The organism is Alphaproteobacteria bacterium (assembly GCA_023898725.1).
Taxonomy (GTDB): domain Bacteria; phylum Pseudomonadota; class Alphaproteobacteria; order JAUHZC01; family JAUHZC01.
Genome location: CP060236.1, coordinates 1042416 through 1055629, shown reverse-complemented (window position 1 = coordinate 1055629; position 13214 = coordinate 1042416). Strand labels below are relative to the sequence as shown.

Here is a 13214-nt window from a genome sequence, read left to right as displayed (position 1 = left end):
TTATGTCAAAATATTATGTAACAACACCGATCTATTATGTGAATGCTGACCCTGGTTTGGGCCAGGTCTATACCTCTATTGCGGCAGATGTTTTGGCACGATTTCATCGCCTTGATGGCCATGAAGTATTTTTTCTGACTGGTACGGATGAGCATGGGCAAAAAGTACAAAAGTCTGCGCAAAATAAGGGTATTCACCCGCAAACGTATGTTGATGAGATGGCGCAGCGCTTTGTGCAACTGAATACAGTGTTTAATATTAGCAACGATGCCTTCATTCGAACAACCGACGAACGTCATAAGCAGGCTGCTCAGCACCTATGGAAAAAGCTTCTTGCGAACGATCAGGTTTATATTTCGACCTATTCGGGGTGGTATGCAACACGAGATGAAGCTTTTTACGATGAAACAGAGATCATTGCGGGCAAGGCCCCAACGGGTGCTCCTGTAGAGTGGGTAGAAGAAGAGTGTTATTTCTTCAGGTTATCCCAGTGGCAGGATAAATTACTGGATTTTTATGAACAAAACCCTCATTTTATTGCTCCACAGGCAAAGCGTAATGAAGTGCTTGGTTTTGTCAAAAGAGGGTTAAACGATATATGTGTGTCGCGAACAACATTTGATTGGGGCGTGCAGGTCCCAGATGCCCCGGCACATATTATGTATGTGTGGATCGATGCGCTGACGAACTATATTACGGCTCTAGGATATCCAGACGTTAATACAGATATTTTTGCTTTCTGGAATGCATCACTGCATATTGTGGGAAAAGACATTTTGCGTTTTCATGCTGTGTACTGGCCGGCTTTTTTGATGGCGGCAGATTTGCTCCCTCCCTCACGTCTATTTGTCCATGGTTGGTGGACGCGTGATAAGCAAAAAATGTCAAAGTCTTTGGGAAACACCCTTAATCCTTTTGCGGTTGCGCATGCCTATGGTGTCGACCAAACGCGTTATTTCTTGATGCGTGAAATGCCGTTTGGGAATGATGGCGATTTTTCAGAAGAATCTTTGCGTGCCCGTATTACAACAGAGCTGAGCAATGACCTTGGTAACCTTGCGCAACGTGTTTTGAGCTTTGTGCATAAGCATGTTCATGCTAGGATTCCGCATCCAAAAGAAATACACGCCGTAGATAGCGCCTTGCTTTCGTGCGCCCGTCAAGCATTACCTGATATGCGTGAGGAAATGAAGAATCAACAAATCCATACGATGATACAACGTATTTGGCTCATTATTGCAAATGCAAACCGCTATGTTGATTCTCAAAAACCGTGGGATTTACGTAAGACGGACACAGATCGTTTGGATACCGTACTGTATGTACTTTTGGAAACATTGCGAATGGTCGGGATTTATCTGCAACCGCTTATGCCGGATACAGCGGATAAACTCTTAACGATGCTGGGGATATCGGGAAATAATCGTACATTTTTGGCCATTGAGAGTGCCCATGTGTCTACTGGGGAAACCCTTTCTGCTGATCTTATGCAGCTTTTTCCGCGCCATGAAGAAAGAGGTAATGTTCTTGGATAACGTTGTATTTATTGATAGTCACTGTCACTTGAACTATGGGGAGATAGCTGCGGACTTACCGGGTGTTCTTCAAAGAGCAAAAGACGCAGGTGTGGAAAAAATGTTATGTATTAATACGAAGATTCAGGAATTTGAAGATGTATATAGTATAGCTAATAACTATTCAAATATCTTTGCAACAGCAGGGGTTCATCCGCATGAATCGGGAGATACTGTGCATCACTCCACCCCAGATAATGTGCGCGCATTTTTGGAGGTTGCATCCTTGCGGAACAAGGTTGTGGGGTTGGGTGAAACAGGCCTGGATTATTATTACAACCACAGTCCAAGGGACGTGCAAATTTCTATGTTTGATACGCATATGCAGGTAGCAGTTGCGCATGATTTACCTGTGATTGTGCATACACGTGACTCAGAGGAAGATACACTAGCAGTGTTGCAGAAGTTTGCAGGGCGTGCGCGAGGGGTTATTCATTGCTTTAGTGGCACACAAAATCTTGCCAATGCGGTATTAGATTTGGGTTTTTATATATCAGTTTCAGGCATTGTAACCTTCAAAAAAGCAGAAGATATTCGTTCTGTTTTGCGCACTGTTCCCCTTGATCGGTTGTTGATTGAAACGGACGCGCCGTATTTAGCTCCTGTTCCATTCCGTGGACGTTCGAATGAACCAAGCTATGTGGTTCATACTGCTGAAGAACTTGCTCATATCAAGGGGGTCTCTACCGCAGAAATTGCAAAAAAAACAACGGAAAACTTTCATTCTTTATTTACGCGAGTCCCCCGATGACAGGAACTTCGTATGATCGACTGACAAAACACGCATCAGGATCATTTTCTGAATTTTTTTGGCTGATCATTCCGCTTGTATTATCTAACGTTTCGCGTGGAACAATGTTCCTTGTAGATCGTCTTGTGTTGGTCAATTACTCGATGGAGTCTGTCAATGCCCTGACGGCGGCGGGAACAAACTTTGCTGTCATTACTTTGGGAATTTATGGTGTTGTGGGAATCTCCCAGGTTTTTGCGGCACAGTTGAATGGTGCCCGTAAGTATACCCAAGTTGCCTCTCCCATTTGGCAGATGATATGGCTTTCGCTAATCATTAATATCCTCACAATTCCTTTGGGGGCTTTTTTGCCAGATTACATTCTTGCACCCCTCGTGCGCGAAGAAGGCCGGATTTATTATTCGTGGGGCATGTACTTTGTTTTTCCTATGGGCGTTGTGGTTGCTCTCAATAGTTTTTTTACCGCAATCGGACGCACAGGAATTGTGACATTTGGGGCTATTCTAGCCAACGTCATCAATGCAGGTGCGTGTGTGATACTGGCACTTGGTTGCGGTGGTTTTGTGGAACCAATGGGTATTAAAGGAGCTATTCTCTCAACAATAGTTGCTGAATTTTTTGAAGCACTTGTTTTATTGGCTATCTTTTTTCATCCCAAATTTCGCAAGCGTTATGGCACCACACAGTGTTTTTTTAGACCGAAACTTTTTATAACTTGCATTAAGGTGGGCCTACCGTCGTCTGTTATGCACATGATGGAGTTAAGTGCATGGGGGGCTGTTTCGTATATTATAGCTTCTATGGGATTTGTGCACATGTCAACTTTCAGCGTCTTTCATACACTGTTCGTTTTTGCTGCCCATGTTATTGGTGGCGTAGAGCGTGGCGTATCATCCTTGGTTGCCAATGCTTTAGGTTCGCGAGAGCTTGTTTATGTGAAGAGGGCCTTGTGGAATGGTATTCTGTTTATGGGACTATCCGTTTTTTTTCTTATTGGGCCCGTGGCACTATTTCCCGATTTTGTAATTGATAGACTCGTTTGTGAAAATATGAACCCTATGGACTATGCGCGCATTATAGAAGCTGTAAAGGTGTCCTTAGTTCTGATCGGTCTTTATGCGTTTGCTGATGGATTTGGATGGATTTTCGCCGGAGTATTAACAGCCGCTGGTGATACACGATTTTTGATGATTGCCAATACCATTAACGTGTGGATTTTTGGTGTATTGCCCATATATTTTATGAATAGATATGTGTACGTTGCTCCTGAATATACGTGGGTGACTCAAAGTGGCTTTGTGATTGCAAATATTATCGTCTTTATGTGGCGGTTTCACCAAGGGATATGGCGAACCTCAAATCTTACAAAAAATATGAACTCTTAACTAAGCGTACGGTGAACAAATTTTCTCAGAGTATATTTGCTAAAAATAAAAGATCCAAAATAAATCGCAAGGGAGAGATAAAGAGTAAAGGGCATGTTATTGATCTTTGCATATACAACGAGGGCTGCTGCACCAAACGCAATAAAAAAAATGCCCCATCCTGCCCGTTTCTGGCGAGCAGATGTATACATAAGCCATAAGCTGGTAGCCAACGATACGTACATAATCACCAACAGATATACATCGGCAGTGCTATGATCAATGCCTAAAAAGGTTACTAAAGAGGCATAGACTGGAAAGCACATTGGGCAGGCAGCACAACTGAAAATGCCAGCGAGAATCCCTGGAATAGCAATAAAAATACGCATTATACGATGCTTCATGAGAGAGTCCTTTTTGTTATTGAAAAAATATAACAGTATTAGTACACATGGGGCTTTATTTGCTGGATAAGGTTTTCCACACCTTTTAATGAGGTGCGCAACTGCTCTTCTTCATCTGCAGTTAGTGTTGGTATGATAACGTCTCGAGCGCCATTTCCCGATATTACCACAGAAAGGCCGGCATAAATATCGCGTACACCCAAAATTTCATCTTGATAAACAGCACAAGGTAGGCATTTTCGTTCATCGAATAGGTATGAACGTGCCATTTGCAAAGCCGCAGCGGCGGGTGCATGGTAGGCTGACCCATTTTCTAAAAGGCCGACAATTTCACCTCCTCCCATACGTGTGCGGTTGACAATTTTATCATGTTCGGGCCATGTGATCATTTGCGTGTCGATATAGTGTTGGAGAGGGATCCCGGCAACTGTCGTGTGCGAGGGCAGTGGGAGCATCGCATCTGCGTGACCACCAAGGACGAGCGTCTGAATTTGACAAGGATCACATTTGAGCGCAAGGCTCAGAAAATATCGATAGCGCGCTGTGTCAAGAATACCAGCCATGCCAATGACCATGTGTGCTGGAAGTCCTGATATTTTTGCAAAGGCCCATACCATTGCATCAAGAGGGTTCGTGATGATAATACAAAATGCATCCGGGCAATTTTCCCGTACCATGATAGCACAGCTTTTCATTATTTTTGCGTTGATATCAAGGAGATCGTCACGGCTCATTCCTGCTTTGCGTGGAATGCCAGCTGTCACAATTACTACACTACAGCCGGCTAAATCCTTGGGGTTTGCCGTTCCAATTACCGTACTAGAAATGTTTTGGATGGGCAGAGATTGTGCAATATCAAGAGCTTTTCCCTTGGCTACCCCTTGATTAATATCAAACAAAACAATTGACCCAAGTTTCTCAACACAAGCTAAAAGTGCTGCTGTTCCTCCAATATTTCCTGCTCCGATAAAGCCAATTCTATGACGGTGTGCTATGATATGTCTCCAATCAGTATTAACGTGTCTGAAAAATTCGGTTGAGAAAACGGCGACTTGCTTGAATGCCAGCCTCATCAATATTGTGTCCAAGGTGGGGGCGAAAAAGTGCTTCGTAGCCAACGCGGTGTTCATGGAGATACCCAAGCCCCTCATGGTAATCCTCAGGTAGGACCACATCATCGTCACCCCCGTGAATAAGCAGGAGAGGGGGCTTGTGTAAAGGCGCGATATAATTATTGGGAATCACCCGTCCGCTAAACCCAATAACACCCCCAAATATATGTTTGCTGTAAAGGCCATGGTAAATCCCTAACATACAGCCTTGGGAAAACCCAACGAGAACAATACGATGACTGGGGATTTTCCATGCTTTTGTAACGTCATCTATAAGGCTATTCAGGGAGGCTGTTGTGTGGGCAAGTCCATCCATCAAGGCAGTGTGCGAGCGGTCCTGTAGTGAAAACCACTGATAGCCGAAGGCACTTGATTCATGATGCGTTGGTGCGTTCGGGGCAATGTAGGCAAGTGTTGGGTGGTCATTAATCCAGTGATCTGCAAGAGAAATCATATCATGGCCATTGGAACCGTATCCATGAAGAAAAATAATCGCCCCTGTTGCTTCCCCTGATTCAGGTCCACGGATAAGCTTGTGTGAGAAATCGGCAAGTTTCATAGCGGCCTCATCCTTGTTGACTTAATATACACCACTGTAGACCTAATCCAAGAGCAGGGACAAGAGGGATTCGAATATTTTTTATGTGTGGAAACCGTATGCGGTAATAACTCCAGAGGAAGAGTCCCAAAACTCCTGAGATCATGTAAAAAAACCCCCAAAAATGGGGAGTAAGATGGAGGCTCCCCGCACCGATAAACAAGAGATCACCTGTCCCGATGCTGTGATGGAATACTCTGTTAATGGCGTAGATTCCAAGTGGTATTGCCACGATGATAAGGTAAGAAGAAGAGAAGTTCCCCCAGCCAAATAAAATCCCCAAAATAGCTAGTATAATCCAGGAGATATGGTTAATGGATTGCCAGCGTATATCTGTGTATGCCGCGTAAATACAGGTACTTGCTGTGGCAAGAATATACGTGCTAGTTAAGAAGTCCAAAGGCGAGCCCTAAAAAAATCGCACCATAACCATTGCTGTGAAAGAGGTCATCAAGTGTTAGGTCATTTTTATAAATGACACGAAAAAATTGCCACATCAGAAAAACCACCCACAAGATAAGGCCAGAAATAAAGTTTCGCGATACTTCCGTAAAGAGGGGAATTAATGACAGTAAAAGAGAACTGAGGGTGTAGCTAAGCAAAATCAGGCGTTTGGCTCCTGTATCTCCGAGAAGGGCTGTTGATCCAATGCGCAGTTTTTTATCGTCCTCAGCGTCTTGCATAGCGTAAATTGTATCATAACCTAATGTCCAGGCTCCGGCCGCACAATAGGCCAACCACACGCTAATGGGGATATTAAGAGATCCTGTTGCTCCCACATAGGTGAGAAGAAGTCCCATATTCATGGTGAATGCCAGCACTACCTGTGGGTAAGATGTAAAGCGTTTTGCAAAAGGATAAAGAACAATTAGTCCTGCTGCGATAAGCGCAATCAGATACGTTTGCGGCGGCAAAAAGAGAAGAGTGATGAAAGCTCCAAAAGCAAGAGTTGCACCCACGATTTTTGCTTGTAGGAGGGAGATACTACCCTTAGCAAGCGGACGGTTTTTTGTTCGTTCCACCTGGGCATCAATACGGCAATCAGTGATATCGTTGATTATGCAGCCCAATGTCCGTGTTAAAAGGGCACCGATCGACACAGTCAAAAGAAGAGGCCATTGAGGAAGTGCAATATTTTTGAGGCTTCCTGCTAAAAGCAATCCCCACACACATGGCCACCAAAGAAGAAAAAAACCAATTGGGCGATTCAACCGCATGAGTAAATAAAGGGCTTTGAAATTCACACTGAAATCCGTATTCTGTAGCATCTAATAAAACACAGAATTGTTTGGTCGTCTACGTTATGACTATGAGAAAATACCGCTTGTGGTTTGATGGTCCTTTGTATGAAAAAGGACAGGTAATAGCCCTTGAGGGCAATGAGGTCATTTATCTTTCTTCGGTTTTGCGTGCAAAACCAGGAATGGAAATTGCCCTTTTTAATGAAAAATCGGGCGAGTGGCGTGCTGTTATTAAATCCGTATCACGTGTGTGCGTTTGTTGTGAGTTAATGGAAAGGTATTCCTCGAGGATTTCAGTGTATCATGGTCTTGACGTTGTAATTCCTCTTATTAGACCGCAATTGGTAGAGGATATGGTTGCGATGGCAACGCAATGTGGCGTACAAAAGATTTTTATTGTTCGAATGGATCGGAGTCAGAATTACACGATACGTTTGGACAGACTTTCAAAAATCATCCGTGAGTCTGTGGAGCAATGTGGCCGACTGCGTATTCCTACTGTTGTGACGGAGGCAAATTTAAGGGATGCGGTGCTGGAGTCTCCAAATTCCAAGGTTATTGTTGGTGCTGAAAAAAACCCCGTAGGTATTGGCCGCAATCTCACAAATCATTCTTACCCACTCAATCAAAAGTCTCTTCTGATAGTGGGTCCAGAAGGGGGATTTTCTCAGGAAGAATGGGCTTTTTTTCATGAAACTAACGCAGAGCTGGTTCACGTAAATACTCCTATCATGCGTGCCGAAACAGCCTTACCCGTTCTAATTGGCTATATTTTGGGGAGATCAACGGCGCATTGATCGTCTGTATTTGTAACCAGTCACACCAATGGATGCAGCGTATACAATTCCTGCAATAGATAGCACCCGCCACGGTGCTGTAAAAAGAGCAGCCAGTGTTAGGCCTGAGGCAATAAGGATCAGTGGGAGTTTTTCACGGGGCATGCTGATGTTTTTTGATGTATACGTTGGAATATGAGAAATCATCAAAATACCAGATCCTACAACTGTTATAACGAGAATAACAAGGGGCACATGATCCGGTGTTAATTCAAGGGCGAGGGCGCAAAAATAAGGAAGCAAAGCCATAAGAGCACCCATAGGAGCAGGAACGCCAACAAAATAGTCATCAGCAGTTTGGTTTTTGCGACTGGCGGTGCGTGTCATTATGTTAAAACGCGCTAAACGGAATCCAGAACAAACGGAGAAAAAAAGACAAAAAGACCATCCCAAACTTCCCAAATGATGCAAAGAAAGAAAATAGATAATTAGTGTGGGTGCTGCACCAAAAGACACAAAATCTGAAAGAGAGTCTAGTTCTGCACCAAATTCACTAGAGGCGCCTAAGATTCGTGCAAGCCTACCATCCATTAAGTCGAACACAGCGGCAAGAAGAATCGCCAAAAGGGCCAGTCTCCCTTGTCCGACATAGGCAAAGCGAATGCTTGTTAAGCCACTGCACAAAGCAAGTACTGTGGCCATATTAGGGACATGTCTGATAATATTGTGGTTAAGGTGAAATCGGCCACGGTGAAAGCGTGCACTTTGTGGCATGCGTGCGCTCAACTTTGGGTGCATACCTTGAAATCGTTTGATTCCCTTACGGAAGTTTTTGGAAAATTTTTTAATGCGTGGAAAGTCAAATTTCATGCTAGATAGTTTTGCCGATCAGTGCTGTTTGAGGAGCGTGCATGTTAAATAGAACTGTCTCTCCTGCAATAGCCGTTTGGCCAATACTTACTTGAGGCACGTAATGTGCTGGAAAATAAACGTCAACACGACTTCCAAATCGTATCAGACCAAAATATTGCCCTGAAATAAGGTTTGTTCCTGTTGTTACATCACAGCGAATCCGACGTGCGATAAGGCCGGCGATTTGGACGCATGCGTATGTAAGTTTGCCATGAGATTCAATTACTAAGCCATTGCGTTCATTATGCTCACTTGCTTTATCCAATGAGGCATTTACAAATTTTCCCTTGTTGTAAACAATTTTTTTCAATTTCCCTTCAAGGGGAATACGATTAACGTGAACGTTAAAGATATTAAGAAAAATACTGACACGTACCCACTTTTCCTTTGCATCAAGACCAAGCTCTGCAGGGGGAGAAACGTGTGCAATAGCAGATACTTTTCCATCTGCGGGTGAAAGAACTAACCCTTCATTTTGAGGAACAGACCGTGAGGGATTGCGAAAAAAGTAGGCACACCAAAAGGTTATCACCGTGCAAACAAAACCAACGTAGGGGAAATCCCAGCGAAAGCTAAGAAAACATAGCACGACACCTGGTAGAACAAAACGCCACCCGTCTGCATGCATGGGGGAAAGAAAGGATAAAAACATGAGTGATCGCCAGAAAAAAAAGATAGCTTATGGGTTTGAATCTAGCAAACTATCACGCATTTGCCAAGAAAGAGTACGGCGAATTTTCAGCTAGCGTGCTGTCATCGATACTTTTTGCGTGACAAGCGTACTGGCCTGAGATAAAAAAACCTTGTATTATATGGCTTTTTATGATGTTGCAACCTGTTCGCGGAACCCACGATTTTCTGCCTGACAAAATGCGTCACTACACGCATCTTCTTGATTTAGCACGATCGGTTCTATCTCGCTACGGATATGCGCAGATGAGCACGCCCATCATTGAATTTGCGTCGATCTTTGATCACGTAGGTGAGGTATCCGACATTGTAACCAAGGAAACATACACTTTTCCTGATCGAGGGGGGGATAGGCTAACACTGCGTCCAGAGGGAACGGCTGCGGTGATGCGTGCTGTTGTTTCAAATGGTTTAACGCAATCGCTTCCTTTACGTTATCATTACTCAGGTCCTATGTTTCGTTATGATCGCCCCCAAAAAGGTCGCTATCGCCAGTTCCACCAGTTGGGTGTTGAGCTCATAGGTGTTGCCGGTATGGAAGCTGATGTTGAAGTCATTACAGCTGCCGATAGGTACTTGCGTGCTCTATCGTTGCACGACAAGTGTGCTTTGCATATCAATACCTTGGGAGATGTCCCTTCGCGCGAAGCTTTTACGCAGGCGTTGGTTGGCTACTTTAGTCGCTATAGTGATCGGCTGTCAGAGGATTCAAAAATCCGTCTTATAAAAAATCCGTTGCGCATTCTTGATTCAAAAGCGCCTCAGGATCGGGCTCTTTTTGATGATGCCCCTGCATATGGTGATTACTTGAGTGATGCAGCAAAGAAGCACTTTGATGGTGTTCAAAACATGCTAACAAAGTTGAGCATTCCTTATACAGTGAATCCCTTAATTGTCCGTGGCCTTGATTACTATGTGCACACAACATTCGAATATGTGATCCAAGAAGGCGGAGGGCAAGGAACAATTCTTGGTGGGGGCCGCTATGATGGTTTGTGTCAAACCATGGGAGGGCCCCATATTCCCGGGGTGGGATGGGCTGCTGGCCTCGAACGCCTTATGTTGTTGCATAACTACACTCCTGATAGTCCCTGTGGGCTGGGTCTTGGTATCTTAGGTGAAGAATTTTTAGAGCAAGGTGTCGTTTTAGCCCAATCACTTCGTGATCGGGGAATGCGTATCGAGCTTGTTTCGGGGGGGAATCCAGGAAAGTTGTTGAAGAAAATTGATAAGCTTTCTGTTTCTCATGCAATGATTGTTGGAAGCGACGAATTCGTCTCTGGAATAGCTGAGCTTAAGCATATGCGCTCTGGTTACCGGGTACGCCTTGCGATGGATGATCTTTCACAAAATAGGCTCGAGGAAACTGTATTATGAGTAGTAATGCTGATAAATTTCGGACCGTGCTTGCACGCCACGCCTTTTTGGCACAAACGTTAGCAAAAGGATGCGATGACCCTAAAGAGTTTGCTCTTCTTTCCAAGGAATATTCTGACCTAACGGCTGCGGCGGATTCTATCAAGGATTACCTGAAAGTTTCTGCTGACATTGCGGATATGGAATATATTTTGATGGATAAGGCACAAGACAAAGAAATGCGTGATCTTGCAGATCAGGAAATTCATCAGCTGCGCAAAAATATGACAAAACTTGATGAAAGCATCCGTATTATGCTTTTGCCAAAAGACGAAGCCGATGAAAAAAGTGCTATTATTGAAGTGCGGGCAGGAGCGGGAGGGGAGGAAGCTGCCCTATTTGCCGGGAACTTATTGAATATGTACCAACGCTACGCTGAGGTAAAAGGATGGAAAACCGAGGTTATTAGCATCAGTGATGCTGAAATGGGGGGGGTTCGCGAGGCTATATTGAATGTGAAGGGTAAAAATGTGTTTGCGCTTTTAAAATTTGAGTCTGGCACCCATCGTGTGCAGCGTGTTCCTGCCACAGAAACCCAAGGGCGTATTCATACCTCTGCCGCAACGGTTGCCGTTCTTCCTGAGGTTGAGGATATTGATGTCTCGATTAGTGATAAGGATATTCGCGTAGATACGTATCGTGCTTCGGGTGCTGGGGGACAGCACGTGAACAAAACGGAAAGCGCCATTCGTATTACGCATTTACCAACAAACATTGTTGTGACACAGCAAGATGAGAAATCACAACATAAAAACCGTGATCGCGCCATGAAAATTTTGCGTGCCCGTCTTTATGAATATGAGCGTAACAAGCGTGACTCGGCACGCGCTGCCGAGCGCCGCAGTCAAGTGGGAACGGGCGATCGCTCAGAACGTATTCGTACGTATAACTTTCCCCAAGGGCGCGTCACTGATCACCGAATTAATTTGACGCTGTATAAACTAGACGTTGTGTTGATGGGCTTGGCTTTGGATGAACTTATTGATGCACTCATTATTGATCATCAGGCAAACTTGCTGGCAGATCTTGATATGGGAACAGGCACAGAGTCTCAGGTTTAAAGCAGGTGGTTACTCCCGCTGATATCTTACGCAATGCGCCACCCTCGTTGAATCGCAGGCACGTGCGCCTTATAATAGGTGAGGTGCTGAAGGTATTGCCTGACCACATCCATCAGCAGAACATGCACATGACTTTGAGTGTCCCACAAATGACCGAAATTGACAACAAACTGGGGCGGTTGGCCTTGGGTGAGCCGATCACGCGCATTCTGGGGAGGCGCGAGTTTTGGAAGCATACATTTATTCTTGGAGAAGAAACGCTAGATCCACGCCCAGAAAGCGAACACCTTGTGGAGGAAGTCTTGGATTTTTACAGCACAAGCCCCGTTCCTAAGCCCCGTATTTTGGACATGGGAACGGGTTCTGGTTGTCTGCTTTTGTCTTTATTGGATGAAATTCCGGAGGCAACAGGAGTTGGTGTTGATATTAGCTACGGTGCTCTTCTTGTGGCGCGTGAGAATGCTCGCCGTCTTAATCTTGCTAAGCGCTGTATGTTTGTTCAAGGAAATTGGGGAAAGGAGCTGTGTGGTGGATTTGATATTATTGTCAGTAACCCTCCTTATATATCCGACTCTGATTTTATGGGGCTTGATGATAATGTGTGTAACTATGATCCTTATAGAGCTCTGGTTTCCGGTGAAGATGGACTGGAGTGCTACCGTATGATTCACAATAGTTTGCCTTTTTTGGCAAAAAAGAAATCGTTTGTGGCAATGGAAATAGGTTGCGCGCAAAAAAAAGCGGTACAAAAACTTTTTTTTAATATGTTATGCGGCGTTGCATGCGTGAGGGATCTTGCTGGCAAAGACCGTATTATAAAAGGATTTTATGATCAATCTATATAAGAAGAATGCAGAAAAAACACTCTTTGATACCTCTGGCATGCAAAAATATCATTTGCACAATTATTATCTTCTTAATATAAAAAATAGAGGCAAAGAAAGTCCCTATAAGTTAAGGGACTATAACAATTTATGAGGTATGTGTCCTCACAGTTATTGGGGAATAACCGTGAGTAATAAAAAAGGCCAGTTTGCACTGGCCAGTTTATTTTAGGGAGGTATGTAGTCAGCACTTTCACGCTGACTCCATACATATAGGTTTGTTGCCGTATTTTTGCAAGAGACCTTTTTGCATGGTTGCTATGTGCCTATTTTTACGCACATGCCTGTACCCGCCAAGCGGTGATTGTGGGCAATAAAAAAGGCCAGCTTGCACTGGCCTTCTTATTTTAGGGAGGTATGTAGTCAACGCTTTCACGCTGACTCTATACATATAGGTACGACGTAACGACATTACAAGAGATGTTTTTGCA

At 44.2% G+C, this 13214-nt stretch carries 14 protein-coding genes; 7 read left to right on the top strand and 7 right to left on the bottom strand.

Annotated features, from left to right (window positions below):
- Positions 1 to 2 precede the first annotated feature (2 nt).
- Genes H6849_04890 through H6849_04880 form a run of 3 tightly spaced genes read left to right on the top strand, consistent with a single transcriptional unit; the run spans position 3 to position 3710 of the window.
- On the top strand, positions 3 to 1535 hold the full coding sequence (locus H6849_04890; protein USO01392.1) for a methionine--tRNA ligase: 1533 nt from the start codon (positions 3 to 5) through the stop codon (positions 1533 to 1535).
- On the top strand, positions 1522 to 2325 hold the full coding sequence (locus tag H6849_04885) for a TatD family hydrolase (GenBank protein USO01933.1): 804 nt from the start codon (positions 1522 to 1524) through the stop codon (positions 2323 to 2325). Before H6849_04890 ends, H6849_04885 begins: the two co-directional genes overlap by 14 nt.
- A complete protein-coding gene (locus H6849_04880; GenBank protein USO01391.1) occupies positions 2322 to 3710 on the top strand; it encodes a hypothetical protein in 1389 nt (462 codons plus the stop codon). Before H6849_04885 ends, H6849_04880 begins: the two co-directional genes overlap by 4 nt.
- Here the strand turns inward: H6849_04880 and H6849_04875 are convergent.
- From H6849_04875 to H6849_04855, 5 genes are read right to left on the bottom strand one after another with little or no spacing between them, the layout of a single operon-like run.
- On the bottom strand, positions 3707 to 4093 hold the full coding sequence (locus H6849_04875) for a hypothetical protein (GenBank protein ID USO01390.1): 387 nt from the start codon (positions 4091 to 4093) through the stop codon (positions 3707 to 3709). The genes H6849_04880 and H6849_04875 overlap by 4 nt on opposite strands.
- Before the next feature lie 38 nt (positions 4094 to 4131).
- Positions 4132 to 5166, bottom strand: coding sequence for a malate dehydrogenase (locus H6849_04870; protein ID USO01389.1), 1035 nt, complete (start codon positions 5164 to 5166; stop codon positions 4132 to 4134).
- On the bottom strand, positions 5108 to 5764 hold the full coding sequence (locus tag H6849_04865) for a phospholipase (protein ID USO01388.1): 657 nt from the start codon (positions 5762 to 5764) through the stop codon (positions 5108 to 5110). The genes H6849_04870 and H6849_04865 overlap by 59 nt, the downstream gene beginning before the upstream one ends.
- A gap of 7 nt (positions 5765 to 5771) precedes the next feature.
- Positions 5772 to 6203: a prepilin peptidase gene (locus H6849_04860; protein ID USO01387.1), complete on the bottom strand. Its 432-nt coding sequence runs from the start codon at positions 6201 to 6203 to the stop codon at positions 5772 to 5774.
- Entirely contained in the window at positions 6187 to 7071 is an 885-nt protein-coding gene (locus H6849_04855) for a 4-hydroxybenzoate octaprenyltransferase (GenBank protein USO01386.1), read from the bottom strand. Before H6849_04855 ends, H6849_04860 begins: the two co-directional genes overlap by 17 nt.
- A 41-nt stretch (positions 7072 to 7112) precedes the next feature.
- Here H6849_04855 and H6849_04850 point away from each other — a divergent pair, with 41 nt between their 5' ends.
- On the top strand, positions 7113 to 7841 hold the full coding sequence (locus H6849_04850) for a 16S rRNA (uracil(1498)-N(3))-methyltransferase (protein USO01385.1): 729 nt from the start codon (positions 7113 to 7115) through the stop codon (positions 7839 to 7841).
- Here H6849_04850 and H6849_04845 read toward each other — a convergent pair.
- Together H6849_04845 and H6849_04840 are read right to left on the bottom strand one after the other, a co-directional pair.
- Positions 7827 to 8690 carry a phosphatidylcholine/phosphatidylserine synthase gene (locus tag H6849_04845; protein USO01384.1) on the bottom strand — a complete coding sequence of 288 codons (864 nt, stop codon included), beginning with the start codon at positions 8688 to 8690 and terminating at the stop codon, positions 7827 to 7829. The genes H6849_04850 and H6849_04845 overlap by 15 nt on opposite strands.
- 1 nt (position 8691) lies before the next feature.
- The gene (locus H6849_04840; protein USO01383.1) at positions 8692 to 9384 is read right to left on the bottom strand and encodes a phosphatidylserine decarboxylase; all 693 of its coding nucleotides are present in this window, start codon (positions 9382 to 9384) and stop codon (positions 8692 to 8694) included.
- Between the two features lie 170 nt (positions 9385 to 9554).
- Here H6849_04840 and H6849_04835 point away from each other — a divergent pair, with 170 nt between their 5' ends.
- The 3 genes from H6849_04835 to prmC all read left to right on the top strand — a co-directional run bounded on the left by H6849_04835 (position 9555) and on the right by prmC (position 12744).
- Positions 9555 to 10799, top strand: a complete 1245-nt coding sequence (locus H6849_04835) for a histidine--tRNA ligase (GenBank protein ID USO01382.1) — start codon at positions 9555 to 9557, stop codon at positions 10797 to 10799.
- Complete coding sequence (prfA, locus tag H6849_04830; GenBank protein ID USO01381.1) at positions 10796 to 11899, top strand: peptide chain release factor 1; 1104 nt, start codon at positions 10796 to 10798, stop codon at positions 11897 to 11899. The genes H6849_04835 and prfA overlap by 4 nt, the downstream gene beginning before the upstream one ends.
- 62 nt (positions 11900 to 11961) lie before the next feature.
- The gene (prmC, locus tag H6849_04825) at positions 11962 to 12744 is read left to right on the top strand and encodes a peptide chain release factor N(5)-glutamine methyltransferase (protein ID USO01380.1); all 783 of its coding nucleotides are present in this window, start codon (positions 11962 to 11964) and stop codon (positions 12742 to 12744) included.
- The last annotated feature ends 470 nt before the right edge of the window (positions 12745 to 13214 follow it).